The sequence below is a fragment of the Denitrovibrio acetiphilus DSM 12809 genome (genome assembly GCF_000025725.1).
GTDB lineage: Bacteria > Chrysiogenota > Deferribacteres > Deferribacterales > Geovibrionaceae > Denitrovibrio > Denitrovibrio acetiphilus.
In genome coordinates this window covers 146,455-164,621 of record NC_013943.1, presented here as the reverse complement: position 1 = coordinate 164,621, position 18,167 = coordinate 146,455, and the positions used below count along the sequence as shown (strand labels likewise).

Annotated in this window: 20 protein-coding genes; 8 read left to right on the top strand and 12 right to left on the bottom strand. The window is 45.2% G+C overall.

What is annotated here, in order from left to right; all coding sequences use genetic code 11:
* The first annotated feature begins 16 nt into the window (after positions 1 to 16).
* From cbiD to cobK, 6 genes are read left to right on the top strand one after another with little or no spacing between them, the layout of a single operon-like run.
* Positions 17 to 991, top strand: coding sequence for a cobalt-precorrin-5B (C(1))-methyltransferase CbiD (cbiD, locus tag DACET_RS00820; RefSeq protein ID WP_013009516.1), 975 nt, complete (start codon positions 17 to 19; stop codon positions 989 to 991).
* On the top strand, positions 984 to 1,601 hold the full coding sequence (gene cbiE / locus DACET_RS00815; protein ID WP_013009515.1) for a precorrin-6y C5,15-methyltransferase (decarboxylating) subunit CbiE: 618 nt from the start codon (positions 984 to 986) through the stop codon (positions 1,599 to 1,601). The genes cbiD and cbiE overlap by 8 nt, the downstream gene beginning before the upstream one ends.
* Positions 1,594 to 2,349, top strand: a complete 756-nt coding sequence (gene cobM, locus DACET_RS00810; RefSeq protein WP_013009514.1) for a precorrin-4 C(11)-methyltransferase — start codon at positions 1,594 to 1,596, stop codon at positions 2,347 to 2,349. The genes cbiE and cobM overlap by 8 nt, the downstream gene beginning before the upstream one ends.
* Positions 2,333 to 3,109: a cobalt-precorrin 5A hydrolase gene (locus DACET_RS00805; RefSeq protein ID WP_013009513.1), complete on the top strand. Its 777-nt coding sequence runs from the start codon at positions 2,333 to 2,335 to the stop codon at positions 3,107 to 3,109. Before cobM ends, DACET_RS00805 begins: the two co-directional genes overlap by 17 nt.
* On the top strand, positions 3,099 to 3,842 hold the full coding sequence (gene cobJ, locus DACET_RS00800; protein ID WP_013009512.1) for a precorrin-3B C(17)-methyltransferase: 744 nt from the start codon (positions 3,099 to 3,101) through the stop codon (positions 3,840 to 3,842). Before DACET_RS00805 ends, cobJ begins: the two co-directional genes overlap by 11 nt.
* Positions 3,839 to 4,519: a precorrin-6A reductase gene (cobK, locus tag DACET_RS00795; RefSeq protein WP_013009511.1), complete on the top strand. Its 681-nt coding sequence runs from the start codon at positions 3,839 to 3,841 to the stop codon at positions 4,517 to 4,519. Before cobJ ends, cobK begins: the two co-directional genes overlap by 4 nt.
* Here cobK and DACET_RS00790 read toward each other — a convergent pair.
* From DACET_RS00790 to DACET_RS00775, 4 genes are read right to left on the bottom strand one after another with little or no spacing between them, the layout of a single operon-like run.
* Complete coding sequence (locus DACET_RS00790) at positions 4,500 to 5,114, bottom strand: precorrin-8X methylmutase (protein ID WP_013009510.1); 615 nt, start codon at positions 5,112 to 5,114, stop codon at positions 4,500 to 4,502. The two genes, cobK and DACET_RS00790, sit on opposite strands and share 20 nt — an antisense overlap.
* Positions 5,107 to 6,405, bottom strand: coding sequence for a cobyrinic acid a,c-diamide synthase CobB (locus DACET_RS00785; RefSeq protein WP_148214117.1), 1,299 nt, complete (start codon positions 6,403 to 6,405; stop codon positions 5,107 to 5,109). Before DACET_RS00785 ends, DACET_RS00790 begins: the two co-directional genes overlap by 8 nt.
* Entirely contained in the window at positions 6,402 to 6,854 is a 453-nt protein-coding gene (locus DACET_RS00780) for a precorrin-2 dehydrogenase/sirohydrochlorin ferrochelatase family protein (RefSeq protein WP_013009508.1), read from the bottom strand. The genes DACET_RS00785 and DACET_RS00780 overlap by 4 nt, the downstream gene beginning before the upstream one ends.
* On the bottom strand, positions 6,851 to 8,284 hold the full coding sequence (locus DACET_RS00775; RefSeq protein WP_013009507.1) for a cobyric acid synthase: 1,434 nt from the start codon (positions 8,282 to 8,284) through the stop codon (positions 6,851 to 6,853). The genes DACET_RS00780 and DACET_RS00775 overlap by 4 nt, the downstream gene beginning before the upstream one ends.
* Positions 8,285 to 8,375: 91 nt before the next feature.
* Here DACET_RS00775 and cobI point away from each other — a divergent pair, with 91 nt between their 5' ends.
* Positions 8,376 to 9,062: a precorrin-2 C(20)-methyltransferase gene (gene cobI / locus DACET_RS00770; RefSeq protein ID WP_013009506.1), complete on the top strand. Its 687-nt coding sequence runs from the start codon at positions 8,376 to 8,378 to the stop codon at positions 9,060 to 9,062.
* Here cobI and cbiR read toward each other — a convergent pair.
* The 6 genes from cbiR to DACET_RS00740 are packed head-to-tail and all read right to left on the bottom strand — an operon-like array spanning position 9,039 to position 13,915.
* Positions 9,039 to 9,704 carry a cobamide remodeling phosphodiesterase CbiR gene (gene cbiR / locus DACET_RS00765; RefSeq protein ID WP_013009505.1) on the bottom strand — a complete coding sequence of 222 codons (666 nt, stop codon included), beginning with the start codon at positions 9,702 to 9,704 and terminating at the stop codon, positions 9,039 to 9,041. The genes cobI and cbiR overlap by 24 nt on opposite strands.
* Positions 9,701 to 10,660 (bottom strand): adenosylcobinamide-phosphate synthase CbiB, encoded by a 960-nt coding sequence (gene cbiB / locus DACET_RS00760; RefSeq protein ID WP_013009504.1) that lies wholly within the window; start codon positions 10,658 to 10,660, stop codon positions 9,701 to 9,703. The genes cbiR and cbiB overlap by 4 nt, the downstream gene beginning before the upstream one ends.
* Before the next feature lies 1 nt (position 10,661).
* Positions 10,662 to 11,633 (bottom strand): aminotransferase class I/II-fold pyridoxal phosphate-dependent enzyme, encoded by a 972-nt coding sequence (locus DACET_RS00755; RefSeq protein WP_013009503.1) that lies wholly within the window; start codon positions 11,631 to 11,633, stop codon positions 10,662 to 10,664.
* Positions 11,630 to 12,334 (bottom strand): adenosylcobinamide-GDP ribazoletransferase, encoded by a 705-nt coding sequence (gene cobS / locus DACET_RS00750; RefSeq protein WP_013009502.1) that lies wholly within the window; start codon positions 12,332 to 12,334, stop codon positions 11,630 to 11,632. The genes DACET_RS00755 and cobS overlap by 4 nt, the downstream gene beginning before the upstream one ends.
* Positions 12,331 to 13,401: a nicotinate-nucleotide--dimethylbenzimidazole phosphoribosyltransferase gene (gene cobT / locus DACET_RS00745; protein ID WP_013009501.1), complete on the bottom strand. Its 1,071-nt coding sequence runs from the start codon at positions 13,399 to 13,401 to the stop codon at positions 12,331 to 12,333. Before cobT ends, cobS begins: the two co-directional genes overlap by 4 nt.
* A gap of 13 nt (positions 13,402 to 13,414) precedes the next feature.
* Positions 13,415 to 13,915 (bottom strand): bifunctional adenosylcobinamide kinase/adenosylcobinamide-phosphate guanylyltransferase, encoded by a 501-nt coding sequence (locus tag DACET_RS00740; protein ID WP_041229754.1) that lies wholly within the window; start codon positions 13,913 to 13,915, stop codon positions 13,415 to 13,417.
* Between the two features lie 120 nt (positions 13,916 to 14,035).
* On the opposite strand from DACET_RS00740, the gene DACET_RS00735 reads away from it, so the two are divergent.
* Positions 14,036 to 15,286, top strand: a complete 1,251-nt coding sequence (locus tag DACET_RS00735; RefSeq protein ID WP_013009499.1) for a BaiN/RdsA family NAD(P)/FAD-dependent oxidoreductase — start codon at positions 14,036 to 14,038, stop codon at positions 15,284 to 15,286.
* On the opposite strand, the gene DACET_RS15275 is transcribed toward DACET_RS00735, so the two are convergent.
* The gene (locus DACET_RS15275; RefSeq protein WP_013009498.1) at positions 15,270 to 17,681 is read right to left on the bottom strand and encodes a PAS domain S-box protein; all 2,412 of its coding nucleotides are present in this window, start codon (positions 17,679 to 17,681) and stop codon (positions 15,270 to 15,272) included. The genes DACET_RS00735 and DACET_RS15275 overlap by 17 nt on opposite strands.
* Before the next feature lie 41 nt (positions 17,682 to 17,722).
* Positions 17,723 to 18,070 carry a response regulator transcription factor gene (locus DACET_RS00725; RefSeq protein ID WP_013009497.1) on the bottom strand — a complete coding sequence of 116 codons (348 nt, stop codon included), beginning with the start codon at positions 18,068 to 18,070 and terminating at the stop codon, positions 17,723 to 17,725.
* Positions 18,071 to 18,167: the final 97 nt, after the last annotated feature.

The following is an 18,167-nucleotide window of genomic DNA, read 5'->3' as shown; positions in this document are numbered from 1 at the left end:
CAACACTATTGTTTCTATGAAAAAAGGTTTTACAACTGGCTCGGCGGCTACGGCAGCGGCAAAGGCACATGCGATCTTCATCTCAACAGGGGTAAAACCCGAAAAAGTTGATATTGAACTGCCGGACGGCTCAGAGCTCACAATCCCAGTGCAGTCATGCGACACCTCACGAGCGTGTATTATAAAAGACGCAGGAGACGACCCCGACATCACCCACGGTGCGCTCATCTGTGCCGCAGTAGCTCCGGACAATAGCGGACGTGTAACTGTCAGAGGGGGAATAGGTGTAGGGCTGGTCACAAAAGCGGGGCTTCAGATTCCTGTGGGAGGATCCGCCATAAACCCTGTGCCCATGCAGATGATAAAGGCGAACGTCTTGAGCACAGGTATCACCTCATGCACTGTCACCATAAGCGTTCCCGACGGAGAGAGGCTCGCAGAGCAAACATTCAACTCGCGGATTGGCGTCATAGGTGGAATATCCATCATAGGCACAACAGGGATAGTCGAGCCCATGAGCGTAGAGGCACTCACTGCCACAATTGCATGCGAGATAGACGTTCAGTGCGAAAACGGAGCAGAAGAGATCTGTCTCGTTCCCGGCAAAATAGGCGAAAAACACTTGCAGAAACTCATGCCAGAGGTGCAAACAGTTATCATGAGCAACTACGCCGGATTCGCCCTTGATCATGCAAAAAAACGGGGAATCAGTAAAATTACCCTCGCGGGACACCCCGGCAAGCTTGCTAAAATAGCAATGGGTCATTATAATACACATTCGAAAATGTCCCCAATGGCTCAGGGCTATATAGCGGACAGACTTAGGCTTGAGGGTGAGTTCAACACTGTCGAAGAGATATGCAAAATTGCAGAACTCACCCCGATTGCCAAAGAAATCTCTGAAAAAGTTAAAAAAGATTATACATTTGAAAGAGTGCAGGTGGTACTCTTTGATATGGCAGGAAATCTAAAAGGACACTACGATGGCTAATATAACTATTGTTTCAATGGGACCTGGCAGCATAGACCATCTGACATGGGAGGCTGTGCAGGCACTTTATAATGCTGACATCCTGATAGGGTCAAAGAAATTTAAAGACCTCTACCCTGAATATGTAATGCTCTCCTCCGATCACCTTGTTGAGAGCACAATACAGCTTGTAAAAGAGAATTTAGACAAAAAGATTGCAGTGCTTGTGACAGGGGATGCAGGTTTCTACAGCCTTGGCAAAAGCATCATCAGGGAGTTCGGACGAAAAAGCGTTAACGTCGTTGCAGGCGTAAGCGTTGTCCAGCTTGCCTTTGCAAAGCTGTGTGAGCCTTGGCAGGACGCCCGTTTCATCTCTGTTCACGGACGTGATGCAGAGGTCATTGACGGCATAATCGATGATAAATTTCTGATCCTATGCGATAATAAAAACTCAGCAGCAAATATAGTCAGCAAGCTTATCGGTCTGATTGAGTCCCACGATATATTTGTAATGGAAGACCTCGGGCTTGAAAATGAGAAAATAACTGCAATACAAAACCCTACAGATACAGAAAAGCTTAATAACAGTTCACTCTCAGTCGTGATAGGCATCAGGAGAGAGCATGAGTGATGTCTTTTTCATAGGAGCCGGACCGGGCGATCCTGAGCTGATAACCCTGAAAGCTGTTAACCGCATAAAAGAGTGCAAAACGGTCATATACGCCGGAAGTCTGGTTTCAAAAGATATTCTCACTCATTGCAGAGAAGATGCAGAAATATACGATTCTGCGTCAATGAACCTTGACGAAATAATTAACATAATAAAAACGGCCGCCTCAAAAGGCACAAAAACCGCACGCCTCCACACAGGAGACCCGAGCCTTTACGGAGCAATAAAAGAACAGATGCTGGAGCTTGACAAGCTGGGCATTACCTATGAGGTTATCCCCGGTATAACAGCTCTTTTTGCAGCAGCGGCGGCTCTCCGGACAGAGCTGACAGCACCGGAGCAGTCCCAGACGGTTATCATAAGCCGCATAGAGGGGCGTACACCTGTACCGGACGATGAAAAGATAGAACTGCTATCAAAGCACGGCGGAACATTTGCCCTCTACCTCTCTGTCACAAGGCTCTCAGAGGTACTGAACAGATTCCGTGCAAACGGATGGTCAGAGGAAACACCTGTTGCAGTTGTTTACCGTGCGAGCTGGCAGGACGAAAAAATCATCAGAGGCTCTTTCGCCGACATAGAAGAAAAATACAATTTATCAGGCATTAACAAACACGCCCTGATAATAATAGGCAAAGCACTTTCAGACAGTCTTGAACAGTACAGTAAGCTGTATAACAAGGATTTCTCTCATGACTACAGGAAGTAATACTGCGGTAATAGCTGTCACCACAAAAGGGCTTAAACTCGCCAAACTCATTAACACAGAGATACCCTCAAAGCTGTATTACCCCGAAAAGCTCGGCGGAAACTTTACAACAGTAGCCGACTGCTTTACCGAAATATTCAGCAATTATAACAGCATAATAGCTGTTATGGCACAGGGAATTGTGACACGTATGATAGCCCCTCATGTAAAATCTAAATACACAGACCCCGCCGTTGTGACATGCGACGAAGTGGGCAGATTCGCCATAAGCACTCTTTCAGGACACGAAGGGGGCGCAAATATTCTGGCTCATCTAGTCAGCTCGATAACAGGAGCACAACCGGTTATAACCACTGCGACAGAAGCAAATAGAATACATATACTCGGCATAGGGTGCAGGAGAGGCACAGGGAAAGACACTGTGATAAATGCAGTTAAATCGGCATGTGCAGAGGCTCATATCACTCTCGACAGCATACGCATGATGTCTTCTGCGTGGCTAAAAAAAGATGAGGCAGGCATCATAGAAGCAGCACAGGAGCTGGAGCTCTACCTGAGATTTATACCTGAAAGTTACTATAAAAACGACAACTACTGCTTCACCGCATACGATGCGCCCATGAAGCATTTCGGCATCCCCGGAGTAGCGGAGCCATCTGCTGTTCTTGCAGGGGTGAATGCAGAACTGATACTGAAACGAAAAATATACGGCGATGTTACAATAGCAATTGCGAGAGAGGTCTTAGCAGGTGGAAAATAGAGGAAAACTTTATGTAATAGGCAACGGTCCGGGAGACATCTCTCTTACTGCTCCCAAAGCAGCGGACGTCATAAAAAACGCTGATTTGATATGTGGCTACAAACCCTATGTGGAACAAATTACTCCGCTAATCAATGCCAGGACAGAAGTTTTCACAAACGGCATGACAGGAGAGATGGAGAGGGTTCAAGTTGCTCTTGAGCATTGCGCGAAGGGGCTTAAAGTTGCTCTGGTATGCGGCGGTGATGCTTCGCTTTATTCTATGGCATCACTTGTTTTTGAACTGTCAGAAGATGTAGACGCAATAGAGATAATCCCCGGCATAACGTCTGCTCTCTCTGCATCTGCAAAACTGGGTGCACCAGTCTCTGACGATATGGTAATATTGTCTATGAGCGATTTGCTGACTCCATGGGAGCTTATCAGAAAGCGCATTGACGCTGTCAATATAGGTGATTTTGTCTGCGCAATTTATAACCCAAGAAGCAGAAAACGTACAACACAACTGCCATACGCAGTGGAAAAATTTATGACTGCCAGAGGAGACCTGCCATGCGGATGGGTCAAAAACTGTGACAGAGAAGATGAACAGATTTGCGTAACAACACTTCGCCAGCTTGATTTTGAACAGATCGACATGAGTACAGTGGTGATTGTCGGCAGCACTAAAACATTTATAAAATCAGGTAAAATGGTTTCGCCACGAGGCTACACGGAGAAATACAGCACATGATACTAATTCTTGGCGGAACATCAACCACACACGAAATTATTAAAACACTCAGCAATAGCGACTATATTATCTCTGTTACAACGGAATACGGCTATAGCGAATTTAACAAAAGATATCCGTCAAAAGTTCTTCATACAAGATTTACCACAGGGAGTTTAACCAAATTTATCAAAGAGAAATCAATTAAGCAGGTGATAGACAGCACCCACCCGCACGCAAAAGAGATAACAAAAAATGCTATTGAAGTGTGCACCGCTCTTAACATTCCATATATAAATAAAATACGGACACTTGAAGATATTCACTACAACAGGATGCACATGTTTACATCATACGATGATGCTGCTGCATTTGTGCAGGAAAAAGGCTATAAATCAGTTCTAATAACCACTGGCAGCAACAACATAGATAAGTTTGCAGGTATTGCAGATGTGTCATACGCCCGGGTGCTCCCATTCGAAAAATCTTTACAAGCCTGTCTTGATGCAGGATTCCATTATTCCCGGATAATCGCCATGCAGGGGCCGTTTTCAGAGTCATTCAACATCGCCCTGATACACGAGATAAATGCTGACTGTTTTGTCACTAAAAACAGTGGAACAGGAAGCGGTTATGCAGAAAAGATATCTGCATGTGAAAAGTGCGGAATAGACATGGTCACTGTGCAGCCAGAGTAAGAAGCCCGTTAATCACAGTCGCCGCACATGGACTCCCCCCCTTCGTGCCTCTGTTAGTCACATGAGGTACATCACTCTTTGCAAGTTCTTCTTTTGACTCCGCAGCTTTCACAAAACCAACCGGCAGCCCCGCGATAAAAGACGGGTCAACCTTCCCTCCACGCTTCAGCTCCAGCAGTCTCAAAAGAGCTGTAGGCGCATTACCTATGGCATAAACTGCGTCGGGATATTCCGCTGCGGCATATTCCATCGCAACCTCTGATCTGGTCTGGTTTGTCTCTTTTGAAATCCGGAGAACATCCGGATGATTTATAAAACAGAGCACTTCCACACCGCATTTTTCCAGATATCTTTTTGTGATACCCGCCGTAACCATCGTAACGTCACAGATAACGGGCTTACCAGCTTTCAGCGCCTGCACGCCGGAATTGACGCCGCCGTCAGAAATAACTGTCAGCTCAGCAAATTCCGGATCACCCGTAGTATGAACCAGCTTCTTCACTATCAGCCTCTCCATCTCAGAGAATTTTGAAAGGTTAATCATATTTTCTATAATATCAAAGCTGTCGCTCTCTATCTTAAGCCCTTTATCCATGCTGTCTCTCCATTATAATATCAAGTATGGTCGGATCACTCATAAAGTGGAAATGGGCGTATCCACCATAGGTCTTTCCTTTCAGGAATCCGTCCTGTGTCAGTTTTTTATTTGTCAGTTTTTCAAGGTTGAAAAAGTAGTTTTCGTTGACGTTTTCAAGTTTCGAGTAATGAAACTCATGCCCAACAAGTCCTTCATAATCATTATTAAAAGCACACACATACCCCAATGCCTGTCTCTTATCCATCATACGGCACTCGGCATCAAAAATACCAGCCATTTCACAGAAACCGCTCTCTGTGTGTATCCCTTTTGTAAGAGCCATCATCCCGCCGCATTCTGCCAAAACGGGCTTGCCACTCTCAGAGAAATCACTGACAGACCTGAGAAAGCCAGTACATTTAGCCAGTTCCTCAGCATAGAGCTCGGGGTATCCGCCGCCGAGATAAACCATGTCTGCACCGTCAACTCTTTCGTCAGCGAGCGGTGAAAACTTCTTAATACTATACCCACGCTTTTGAAGTTCATAAAAATTAGCTTCATAATAAAAGTTAAACGCCTTATCATATGCAACGTAACAGACCTTATCCTGAGCCTGTACATCTTTCTCAATAGGCACCACATCGACTGTAAGTTCTTTTAGGCGGTTCATATCAATATATTCGCACACCAAATCTGCGCACCTGTCCATATATCTGTTGTCTACCTCAAAGGCTGTCTTTATCCCCAGATGTCTGGAACCGATAAGCTCCCCCTGCCTCGGCACACAGCCCAGCACAGGTATATCTGTATGCATCCGTATAGCCTCTTTGAGCAGTTTCTCATGATTACCGGAAGCAACATTATTCAATATAACCCCGGCAACAGGCACATCTGACATAACCTGAAAGCCTCTCAGGGTCGCAGCAACAGAATATGATGTAGAAGCACAGTTCATCACCAGAACAACCGGCATACCGATAACACTCGCCACGTGATGAGAACTGCCGTAAAAGCCGTCTGGACGTATCCCGTCAAAGAAGCCCATAACGCCTTCTGCAACACAGATGTCAGCGCCAAAGGCTCCCACTCTAAAAACTTCTCTCACCTGATCTTCGCTGAGCATCACAGTGTCAAGGTTATGGGCTGGTCTGCCTGCTGCCCTGCTGTGATGAAGAGTGTCTATATAGTCGGGGCCGCACTTGAATGGAGCGACATTTTGCCCTGTTCTTGCGAGTTCTCTTAAAATCCCAGTGGTGACTGTCGTTTTACCGGAGCCGCTTCTGTCGGCAGCGATCATAAACCCCTTCACTGCTCAAGTCCGCCCTGGCTTATCCACTCTTCCAGCTTTTCACGGATACGTTTTGATTTTGACGGGTCTGTGCCGTCGGTGGATATAGATATCACCACATCACCATGGATGATTGTCGCAGGCAGGTGAAAGTCACACGCTTCAGGATCGTCTGCGATATTTATAAGAGCCTTACCTTTGTAAAACTCATAAACTTCCTTATTAATTTCACGTTCATTGGTGGCGATGAAGACATAGTCAAACGTTTCCGTCGGGAGTTCTGTAGTCCACTTTATGACTCCAAGCTGTGCGAGGCTCTGCAACTTTTCTGTTATCTCCGGCGAAAGAACAGTTATAGCAGGGTCACACGCCAGAAGTGAGTTTATCTTCCGCTCCGCAACAGCACCGCCGCCTACGAACAAAAGCTGTTTCCCCTGCATTTTCATCAGTATCGGATATCTTGTTATCATAACCCTGCCCCTTTCATAATACTGTCAACATCGCAGTTTTCTTTTATCATCCCCGCCAGAGCATTAAGCTGCCGCTCTTTTTCGTTTATGTAGTCATCCGCTTTTATGTTTATGCCGCCTATGGCAAATATCTTTTCAGTAACTTTCCCGTCTTCGAAAATGCCGTGAAGGTATGTCCCCGCCACATTACCACTTCTGATGATAGCATTTTCCGCCTCTGAAAGCTGTTCGTATCCGCCATTGATTTCGGTCCTGCCCATGTGCATCTCATACCCTTTCAACGAACAGCCCCTCAGCAGTCCCGCACCTGCATAGACAACCTGCTCAAGTCTTTTTTCTGAGGTGATGACAGTATCCATCGCCAGCAGTCCCAGCCCTTCTGCTACGGTTATGTCCCCTTCAATGCCTTTCGGGTCGTGTATATTCGCACCCAACATCTGAAATCCGCCGCATATACCCACAATGCCCCCTTTAAAAGACTTTATCTCTTTCTCAAATCCCTTTTCACGCATATACAGCATGTCTGAAATGGTACTTTTACTGCCGGGAATGATGAGTGCATCACAGCTTTTGATCTGTTCAGGTTTTTCTATATATATCAGGTTTATACTCTCATTTGCCTTCAACGGTGCGAAGTCGGAGAAGTTCGATATCCTCGGCAGTCTGATGACCCCCACAGTGGGCTTCTCAACATCAATTCTGTCTGATGTGATATCCTGCGAATCCTCCTCTTCCAGAGTGTTATACATAAAAGGGAGAACACCAAGCACAGGCACGGGGACATATTCTGCAAACATCTCAATCCCCGGCTGAAGCAGTGTCACATCTCCACGGAACTTATTTATGATAAAGCCTTTAATGAGCTCTCTTGACTTCTCAGGCACAAGGTCATATGTCCCCTTCATCCACGCAAAAACTCCGCCTCTGTCTATGTCGCCAATGATATAAACATCAGAACAAGCGTACTGAGCCATCTTCATATTAACTATGTCCGTTGCCTGAAGATTAATCTCCGCCGGACTCCCCGCCCCTTCTATTACGATAACATCATACTCACCAGCGAGTGAGCTGTATGCCTCTTTTACAATTTCGAAATTTTCCAGCGAAAGGGTGTAATATTCTCTGGCGCTGTAAACACCTGCAACGTGCCCCATACGCACAAGCTGAGATGATGAATTCCCCTGTGGTTTCAGCAATATCGGATTTATACGCACATCAGGAGTGACACGCGCCGCCTCTGCCTGAAGTATCTGTGCCCGCCCCATCTCAAGGTTTCCGTTCACCACGCCGGAGTTCAGAGCCATATTCTGGGATTTGAACGGGGCGACACGCAGTCCCATATCTGACAAAAGACGGCAAAAGCCTGCTGTGACAATGCTTTTACCAACACCGGAACCTGTCCCCTGAAACATAATAGAAGGAGTTTTCATAACTTTGAACCGCCTTTAGATGAAAAATAATGTTATAAAAAAACTAGACACATCACAAGAGCTTTTCGTATATTAGCCATCTGAGGTGATTATGAAAATTTTTGGAATAGGGCTTGGTCCCGGAGACCCGGAGCTTCTCACAGTCAAAGCTGTAAGGATTCTGGAAGATGCAGACATAGTGATTGTTCCCCAGTCGGATAAAACAGGCAGAAGCATAGCAGGGGACATAGTAAAACACTACATCTCTGCTGAAAAAATACATTGGTATCTCTTCCCCATGACAGGTGTAAAGGCTGACCTCGACATCCGTTATGACGCTCTGGCGGACACTATGGCAGACATGGCGAAAGACGATAAGAAAGTATGCTACGTCACCATAGGAGACACACCCGTTTACAGCACTTTTAACTATCTACGCAACAGGCTCTTTGAGCGTGGTTTCGAAATGGAGATGGTTCCCGGGGTCTCTGCATTTTCCGCAGGGGCAAACAGTGTTGCACTGCCGCTATGCGAAAAGGGTGAAAATTTCTGCGTTATTGAAATGCCCGCAACAAAAGAGGAACTCGCCGCAGTGCTGCAATCTTTCACTTCTGTTGTGCTGATGAAAGTGCATAAAAAGTTGAATGTATTAATAGATTTTGTAAAAGAAAATGATCTGAGCGCAGCATATCTTTTTCACAGGGTAACACTGGAAGATGAAAGGACATATAACCTTCTGAAAGAAGAGATAACTGATGATCAGGCTGGTTATCTGTCAACTGCGATAATCAAGAAATAACAGACTGTCTTTAAGGTCGGCTTCGTTAAAAACCTCGAGGCTGACCGTCAGGCTGTGTTTGTCAGCAAAAGCGAAAACTAATTTTCTGATATCTTCAGGCAGATGCCTGATGCTCTGATGGTCTTTACCGTCACATACCCCGTGCAGATGAAACATCTTAATACGTTCTGCATAGCACTCGATGAAAGCTGAAATGTCCTGTTCAAACATAACCATATGACCGACATCGAGACAGATGTCGTCATCTGACAGCCGGAAACTTTCTATATCTGAACCGCCGTTCTCAAGTGTCACCGGCAGCCCCGTCTGCCCCACGAACCACTCAAGCCCCTTAAAAAAATTATCCTCCGGCTGGATGTGGAAAGTGTGGGTATGAGCACCCAGCGGGCCAAGCACATCCGCGAACCTCGCCATAAAATCCCACTCGGACTGTTTTGACAAGTCTCTGTCGTAAGGCATATGGATATTATAACGGATATCAATATCAGCCAGCTCAGAAACTTCCCGCACATCAGGAAAATCATAATCAGACATGCTACACATATAAAGAAGCTCAACCTCGTCTATGAGCCCTTTCAGGTATCTGACATTTTCAATTCGGGTTGCAGGTTTAATGAAAGACGGTGCAGAAATAAACTTCATAAGACTATCCACATAAGGGGCAGACACGCCATCAGCAATGCAGTCAGTGCCGAAGTTTTATAGAGATTCACAGCTTCGCTTATAATCTCAGGAGTCAGCTCACGTTTGCCGTCCCCGATGTATGGTTTCTCTTTCACCTTTCCGAAATAGCTCACAGCACCACCAAGGGTAACATCAAGAACTCCGGCAAAAGCAGACATGCTGTGCGCCGAATTCGGGCTGGGATGCGACAGCCGGAAACGCTTAACCACATCAAATGTCTTTGTAAATGGAACGCCTTTAACAAACCCAGCGACGGATATTATCAACACAGAGAGTCTGGCGGGGATAAAATTAAGAAGATCGTCAGCCTTCGCCGATGCCCTGCCGAAGAGTTCGTATCTCTCGTTTCTGTAACCCACCATAGAATCCAGCGTACTTACAGCCTTAAAGGTCACAGCGCCGACACCACCGAAAAAAACACTGTAAAATATCGGAGAAACAACACCATCGGTAAAATTCTCTGAAACAGACTCTATACAGGAGCGGACAATCATTTCACTGTCCATGCCATCAGTGTCCCTGCTGACTATCATTGCAAGTTTCTGTCCGGCTGTTTCAATATGACCATCTGATAGTGGTCTGAAAACAGCTTCAGCATGGTCTGTCATGGACTTTATGCTTATAGAAAAATACATAATAAGCGAGCTAACCATAAAATAGATAAAACCACCAAGCAACTTTGCAATCCCAAGGATGATGCACGTAGCAAGGACAACCATAGCCATCGTTAAGACCAGCAGAAGTACCCCTCCATATAACTTTGGCACCTTGCTGTAAAACCGCCGTTCCAAATTCTCAATTAAAAGCCCCATAAGGCGAACAGGATGATATGGCGTATTTGGTTCTCCGAACCGGACATCCAGCAGATAAGCAAAAAGTACAGACAAAAGATTCAGCCCGATAAACCATTCCATTTCAAAAACTCTTCAACGCTTCAAGCAGTGGGGACATGTCGTCTGCCATTGCAAACCGGACATGCCTGTTGTCCAGCCCTTCGAAGTTCGAGCAGTCCCTTATGAGTACCCGCTGGTTAAGGCAATGTCTGAAAAGCTCGTCTGATGTCCCTCTCTTCATCTTACACATCATATAGTTAACGTCGCTGTCAACAGCCTCCAGAAAATCAATGGACTCTAGTTCTTTTAAAAACTGCACTTTTATATCATTCAGTCTTTTTGCTATTGGAGCGGTGTCGACATCCAGCAGTTCCAGCCCGGCTGACTGTGCCAGAGAATTCACGCTCCAAGGTGACATCTGATTTTTCATCTTTTCTATCAGTTTCTCATTTGCTATGACAGCGCCGAGCCTAAGCCCTGGGAGTCCGTATATCTTTGAAAATGATCTTAAAATAGCGATATTGTCCAGCTTCTCCCCCATAAGAGTCTGCATTGGTTCATCAATATGAAACGGCATATACGACTCATCTATAACAAATAATGTGCTGGGGCTGGTTTTAAAGTAAGTCGGCAAAAATTCTCTTGGACACGTCTGCCCAGTGGGGTTATTCGGGTTGCAGATAAAGTATAGCTCCACAGGAAGACTGTTTCTGACGGTTATTTTATTATTCTTACAAAACTTTTTATAGTCTGCATAAGTTGGATTCTTGATACAGGCACTCTTTCCTGCAAAAATCCGGCATATGATATCTATCGCCTCTGTTGTACCCGCTGTGATGCACACCATCTTTTCATCATAGCCGTACTTCTCCGCAAAGGCTTTCGCCAGAGTTCTGCTGTACGGCTCAGGCAAGCGTGAAAGTGCACTTTTATCAACACTTATATCAATAGGATATGGTGAAACATTACTGCTGTAATCGTAGACGTCACTTGCAGGAACGCCCAGATAGTTAGCTACCTCATGAATGTCTCCACCGTGCTCTCCCTGCCTCATTGGAGAAACCCCGCATAGAACGCAAGCATAACAGCCTCTGTAACTTCGCACTGCGCACCCAGAAGATCACCTGTGACCCCGCCTATCTGTCTTTTGTACCACCACTGGAGAACAAGCACGGAAACGACAAAAACAGCAGTCAGTGCGAGGACAGGTTTGATTCCAAGCAGCATCAGAACAACAACCAGCGGTACAAGCTGAAAAAGTACACCGGCGGAACTCCCTTCGAAAAACATCTTCCCAGTCCCCTCACTGCGGACATAAGGCATAGTCTTCATCGACCACACCATACCTATCCTTGCCAGAGCAGGTATTATGAAAAAAATGTACAGACTGGTTAGCTGGCTTATCGACTCAAATTTAATCAGCAAAAGGAGTATAGCGGCAACAACCGCCATGGCACCCGACCTGCTGTCTTTCATTATTTCAAGCTTTCGCTCTCTGTCACGATGTGAGAAGAGCGCATCCGCTGTATCCATCAGACCATCCAGATGCAGCGCACCTGTCAGCGACACCCATAACGTCAGTATCAAAAGCGGAGTAAGAAAGCTGTCACCCAGAAGAAGAGCAACAGTGACGAACACACCGCCAAGCAGAAAGCCGACATAGACAAATGCGTTCATTGCACGCACAGCATCAAAATCGTCACTCTGGAATTTAATTATGGTGAGAAAGGACAAAGCGTCCCTTAATGCTTTCATTCTTTTACTGATACTCCCGCTTCTGCAAAGGTTTTTACTTCACGCATTATAGCAGCCGCACTATCCACTATAGACATAGCCACAACAGCACCAGTCCCCTCACCGAGTCTCATCCCAAGGCTCAGAAGCGGATCAAGACCGAGATACTCGAGCATTTTAATCTGTCCCGGCTCAACAGACCTGTGTCCCGCTATCATATATTCCTTTGCGCTCGGACAAAGCCCCGCAGCTATCAGAGCACCGGCAGTTGATATAACACCGTCCACCAGAACAGGAAGCCCCTTCGCAGCACCGGCAAGCATAGCACCGGCTATTGCACCAATCTCGAAACCGCCCACTTTGGAAAGAACATCAATAGCATCATTTTTATCAGGCTTATGCATATCAAGAGCCTGTTTGATAACGTTTGTCTTATGTTTAAGAGCCTGATCATCTATTCCGGAGCCCCTGCCTGTCATAATGTCAACAGAAGCACCTGTGTAAACAGCACCTATAGCCGCAGACGGAGTTGTGTTGGCGATCCCCATATCGCCTGTGGTGATGAGGTCAAGTCCCTCTTTCTCGATATACTCCACAGCAACCTCGTAGCCTGTCATAACAGACTGTTCCGCCTGTGCACGGGTCATTGCCGGTTCTTTTGCGAGGTTTTTAGTGCCATTTGCAACTTTTCGCACCAGAAAATCTGCCTTGTCTGATATCTTCCCCTCGGGAATATCGCCAAGAGAACCCACGTCAGTGACAACCACACGAACATCATTCACACGGCTGAGAACGCTTATTGTCGCCATCCCCGCTGTAAAAGCGCCCATCATCTGTATTGTAACTTCCTGTGGGAATGCACTGACCCCCTCTTCTGTCACCCCGTGGTCGCCTGCCATAACAAAAACTGCTTTTTTTGTATATTCCGGTGATAGAGTTCCGCTGATTGCTGCCAGTTGTTCTGATAGGTCGTTAAGCCTCCCCATTGCTCTCGGGGGCATGATCAGGTTTCCTGTACGCTCAACAGCTTTTTTATACATTTCTTTATCAACAGGCTTGATAGATGCAACAACATCGTTAAGTTTCATTAATAATTCTCCTCTATTTAACTCTCAGCTCCAGTCCCGACACCATCATGATGACGTTGTCCGCACTGCGTGCCAGTTGTTTATTTATTTTTGATAATAATTTAGCATATAGTCTGGTTTCTTTGTCCCACGGGATGATGCCGAATCCCACTTCATTTGTCACTATTATTACAGGTTTTGCTGATCTTTTAAGGGAACCCATCAGTTTTTCGAAATATTCATCATAATCTTTGCCGTAATGCATCAGGTTATTAACCCAGAAAGTCAGACAGTCAATAATGACAACATCTGCATCAGCACTATTTACTGCTTTATGTATTTCAAGAGGTTCTTCTGCGGTTTGATAAGTTTCATCACGTTCCGCTTTATGCGCATCAATCTTTACCTGCATCTCTTCGTCTGTGGACTCGGCTGTAGCAACATAGAGCTTTCTGCCATATTCTGCTGCAAGAGTCAGCGCATGTGCGGTCTTTCCCGCTCCTGCCCCACCTGTTATCATTGTTATGTCCGGCATGTCTCACCCGAAATTTACTGAATGGATAATCATACACCACAGGGACTTTCAGTCAACCGTCACCTTTATTGCTATTATACGAAATTAAAAGTATAGTTGCATCAATTCAGGGAGACTAGTATGAAGATTTATGATGTGATAGTGATAGGCGGAGGTCCGGCAGGGATGATGGCTGCGGGGACAGCAGGTGAAAACGGCGCAAGTGTACTTCTGCTGGAAAAGATGGGCTCACTCGGACGCAAACTCCTAATAAGCGGAAGCGGACGGTGTAACCTGACCAACACCATCACTGTCACTAAAGACTTTGTTGAACATTTTGGTAAGAAAGGACGTTTTCTTTATCCTGCGCTTAACGGATTCTCCACAACAGATACTATCAGCTTTTTCAACGGCAGAGGTCTCGTCACCACAGTGGAAAAAGATTTCAAAATCTTTCCTGAATCTGAAACCGCGGCAGAAGTCCTCTCTGTACTCACACGCTACATGAAAGAGAACAGGGTGGACATCCGGCAGGGTGTCATTATTAAAAACATACATACAGCCGACAACATAATTACATCCGTCGAGCTTGCAGGTAACGAAGTGATTACCTGTAAAAGCCTTATCATCACAACAGGCGGAAACTCCTACCCGAAAACAGGTTCCAGCGGGGACGGATACAGATATGCCGCAGATCTGGGACACAACATCATCACACCTGCACCCGCTCTTGTGCCCGTTATAGTCAAAGAAAGCTGGGTGAAAGAACTTCAGGGGCTCAGCCTGCGAGGGGCACGGCTCGCTGTTTACAAAGAGAATAAGAAGATAGCAGAAGACATCCATGATGCTGTATTTACCGATAACGGGCTGTCAGGTCCTGCGGTTTATAACCTCACCAGAAAGATCAACGTACTCGACCATGACATCGAACTCAGGATCGACCAGTATCCGGAAGATGAATATCAGGAACTTGACTGCCGTGTAGCTTCATATGCTGAAGAAAACAGCAGAAAGACTATGAAAAAGCTCCTTGAAAAATTCTTCCCTCCAAAAATGCTCCCCCTAGCGCTGCAACAGGCGGAAATTGATCCGGATATGCGGGCAGGACATTTCAGTAAATCCGCACGCAGAAAGATTGTCGGGATGCTCAAAAATATGAAACTGACAGTTGAACGATTCGCAGGCTTTGAAAAGGCTGTGATAACATCCGGCGGTGTTGACCTGAAAGAGATCGACGGAAAAACAATGAGTTCAAAGCTGATAGGAAATCTTTATTTTGCCGGAGAGGTAATAGACATTGACGGACCCACCGGAGGATTTAATCTTCAGATATGCTGGAGCACAGGCAGGCTTGCAGGGCAGTCAGCGGCGGCATCTATTTATAAAGAGTAACGACAAAGACCGCCCCCTTATTGTTATAAACAGACAACTTCCCCCCCATGTGATCTTCTATGACCACTTTCGACATGTACAGACCGATCCCGGTTCCTTTGCCCGCCGGCTTTGTTGTAAAGTACGGGTTGAAAACCATATCTATAATATTGTCGTCAATACCTGAACCGTTATCTCCGACCTCCACACGTATCTCTTTATCATCACAGAACACCCGTATATTTATCTCGCCGGAGCGGATAGCTCCACACTTCATGCTCTCCTTTATAGCGTCCGATGCGTTATGCAGAAGATTTAGTATAACCTGCCGGAATTCCCCTCTGTACCCCTTTACCATAGACATTGAATGCTCACAGCCCGGATTAGCTGTCAGATTCTCACATGTAAACTTCTTATGCAGACATTCACATGAGATAGTAACTTTTATGTCGTTTGCATTAAACTGCACCATAAAGAGGTTCATAAGAGACATAACTTCATTTAAAACTTCAAAATCATCCTTCTCTTTGTCTGAAATGAAAAAACAGCGAAAATCATCAATCGTCCCAGACAGATGACTGATAAGCTTCATTGTATTATTGCCAAATTCTTCAATATAGGCGTCGGTTATCTCATTTTTTTCGTAAAGATCAACGATCTCCTGTGAGTAAAGCCCCAAAGCATTGATAGGCTGACGCCACTGATGTGCAATAGCGTTTATCATCTGCCCAAGGTCGGCAAGTTTCTTCTGTTCCTGAATAATCTGTTCCTGTCTGCGCCTTATTCCAACCTCTGTCTCTACACGCTCCAGCAGATTTTCGTTCAGCTCTTTCAGCTCACTCTGTATGGTATGGAGCTCTGTCAGGTCACGAAACAGACAAACGACAAAGCCCGTAGGCATTCTGAAAAAATAGCCGTCTATCACAAAAGTGCCTCTCTGGTCAGAATACCTCTGGAGGCTCACACGCCTCGGCTGACCGTCCTTTGAAACACTCTGCATAATATCAACGACTTCAGGTGTTGCTCCGGGAAAAACCTCCATGTACGGCTTCCCTCTGATATCATCAGCAGAATACCCTGTGATCTTACAACCCGCCTTGTTCATATCAGTAATGATAAACTTATTACCGACAGGCTTAAAGATCGCGATACCTTCCACTATACTGTCGAATATCTCCTGAAATTTATATTCTTCCGCAAGCTGCATCTGCCCCTTTACCGCAAGGGCGAATATCGTGGAAATCTCCTGTATCACCTGCATATCAGCATCGTTGAATCCTTTAGGGGAGTTTACCAATGCAATATGCCCTACAAGCTGCTCCTGTAGATAAACCGGAAATGAAATGAAATTGTGTACATCAAGATGGTTTTTTTGAAGATTATCTGATGAAACATATTCATCAACATTGTTTGAATAAAAAGCTTTACTAAGATCAAGCGACTGTCCGAACGGGGTAACATAGTCTCCGTTCGCATCCACGAAAAATGTTATACGTCTGCTTTCATCACTATATTTGCTCAATGCTCCGGTGAAGGCGTGCAGAACAAGATTTTTCGTTATCTGGTCTATAGTCGCTACATAGCCGTCTTCTGCCCCTGTGAGCTCTTTTGCATATTCAAGCACAGTTTTTGTTATTTCAGATATCAGTATGTTCGGCTCGAGAAGTTTTTTGGAAAGCTCAAGTAATGCCATAAGCTTACGCTCATTACGAACTTCATCAGTGACATCAATAATCATTGAGAGAATGTAGTCTCTCCCGCCGAATGTGAGCTTGTTCGGGCGGGTCTCTATGATGCGTATAGTTCCGTCGGCAAGCCTGTGGGGGATTCTGAATTTCACTTCATTTTTGTTATATATAGACTTAATCTTTGCCGATGTAACTTCTCTTGGTTCAATGTTCAAATCATGCACACTCTTTCTTATAAAGTCTTTATAAAGATAGCCATAATATAAACATGCTGCTATATTCACATCAACAATGTCTGAGGTGTCAGGACTAAAAACAATAACGGGAACGCTTGTTTTGTTGAGGATGTTCTGGTAACTACTGTCTAAGGAAAATTCTGCATCTGTTGATTTAAGTGTGCAGTGGGTCTGGATAAAATTGCCAAAACTGTCGTAAGAAACTTTTCCATCTGCGGTGACATTAAGGACGCTGCCGTCCTTTCTGACCATTTCAAACTGTACTTCGTTTATCATCCCTACATCTTTAAAAAGTGCGAAATTAACGTTGAAATGCTCTCTGCTGGGTTCAGACAGAAAATCCCCTATCCATCTGCCGATAACGTCTTTCTTTTCGTAGCCACACATGGAACACCACTCGGCGTTCACATCAATAATATGCCCGTTGATGTCCAGCGACTGATACCCCACCGGAACTCTTGCAAAAGAACGCTGAAGATACTGACTGCCCATCTCCCCCCCTCTGAAACAAAGCTTTCAGCCGCTTCTTTCCATCAGATGCCAAGCGACTCAACAGTCTTAAAAATATCAGTAGCAACCACAGGTTTGCTTATCACCACACAATCCAGAAAATGCTGTGATTCATCATAGCATCCTGTCAGGACAATAATCGGTTGGTCAGGTCTTATCTCAAGAATATGCATAATCATCTCCATACCTGACATAACAGGCATGGTAAGGTCTGTTATAACAACATCCGGTAATATCTCTTTGTATATACGAAGCCCTTCTTTTCCGTCCGCTGCCTGAAAAATATTAGAATATTCCGCAGAAAGCTGTCTGGAGAGCACCATTCGTGTAATCTCATCATCTTCAACATAAAGGACATTTAAATTTCTCATAATTGCCCACTTCTAAAGCCGCAATCCGACCGTAATCATAAAATAATTCAATTATAACATACATAAAGGGTTAGAGTCTGCTATATATCCACTAATA

Bases quoted from the DNA above. Each gene is read 5' to 3' on its own strand.
- cbiB (WP_013009504.1), bottom strand. From the start codon at position 10,660: ATGGAATGGTTTATCGGGCTGAATCTTTTGTCTGTACTTTTTGCTTAT.
- DACET_RS00775 (WP_013009507.1), bottom strand. From the start codon at position 8,284: ATGAAAACTCCTTCTATTATGTTTCAGGGGACAGGTTCCGGTGTTGGT.
- cobS (WP_013009502.1), bottom strand. From the start codon at position 12,334: ATGAAAGCATTAAGGGACGCTTTGTCCTTTCTCACCATAATTAAATTC.
- cbiR (WP_013009505.1), bottom strand. From the start codon at position 9,704: ATGAAGTTTATTTCTGCACCGTCTTTCATTAAACCTGCAACCCGAATT.
- DACET_RS00740 (WP_041229754.1), bottom strand. From the start codon at position 13,915: ATGCCGGACATAACAATGATAACAGGTGGGGCAGGAGCGGGAAAGACC.
- DACET_RS00805 (WP_013009513.1), top strand. From the start codon at position 2,333: ATGACTACAGGAAGTAATACTGCGGTAATAGCTGTCACCACAAAAGGG.
- cbiD (WP_013009516.1), top strand. From the start codon at position 17: ATGAAAAAAGGTTTTACAACTGGCTCGGCGGCTACGGCAGCGGCAAAG.
- DACET_RS00790 (WP_013009510.1), bottom strand. From the start codon at position 5,114: ATGGATAAAGGGCTTAAGATAGAGAGCGACAGCTTTGATATTATAGAA.
- cobT (WP_013009501.1), bottom strand. From the start codon at position 13,401: ATGAAACTTAACGATGTTGTTGCATCTATCAAGCCTGTTGATAAAGAA.
- cbiE (WP_013009515.1), top strand. From the start codon at position 984: ATGGCTAATATAACTATTGTTTCAATGGGACCTGGCAGCATAGACCAT.
- DACET_RS00735 (WP_013009499.1), top strand. From the start codon at position 14,036: ATGAAGATTTATGATGTGATAGTGATAGGCGGAGGTCCGGCAGGGATG.
- cobM (WP_013009514.1), top strand. From the start codon at position 1,594: ATGAGTGATGTCTTTTTCATAGGAGCCGGACCGGGCGATCCTGAGCTG.
- cobK (WP_013009511.1), top strand. From the start codon at position 3,839: ATGATACTAATTCTTGGCGGAACATCAACCACACACGAAATTATTAAA.
- DACET_RS15275 (WP_013009498.1), bottom strand. From the start codon at position 17,681: ATGGGCAGTCAGTATCTTCAGCGTTCTTTTGCAAGAGTTCCGGTGGGG.
- DACET_RS00725 (WP_013009497.1), bottom strand. From the start codon at position 18,070: ATGAGAAATTTAAATGTCCTTTATGTTGAAGATGATGAGATTACACGA.
- cobI (WP_013009506.1), top strand. From the start codon at position 8,376: ATGAAAATTTTTGGAATAGGGCTTGGTCCCGGAGACCCGGAGCTTCTC.
- DACET_RS00780 (WP_013009508.1), bottom strand. From the start codon at position 6,854: ATGATAACAAGATATCCGATACTGATGAAAATGCAGGGGAAACAGCTT.
- DACET_RS00755 (WP_013009503.1), bottom strand. From the start codon at position 11,633: ATGAGGCAGGGAGAGCACGGTGGAGACATTCATGAGGTAGCTAACTAT.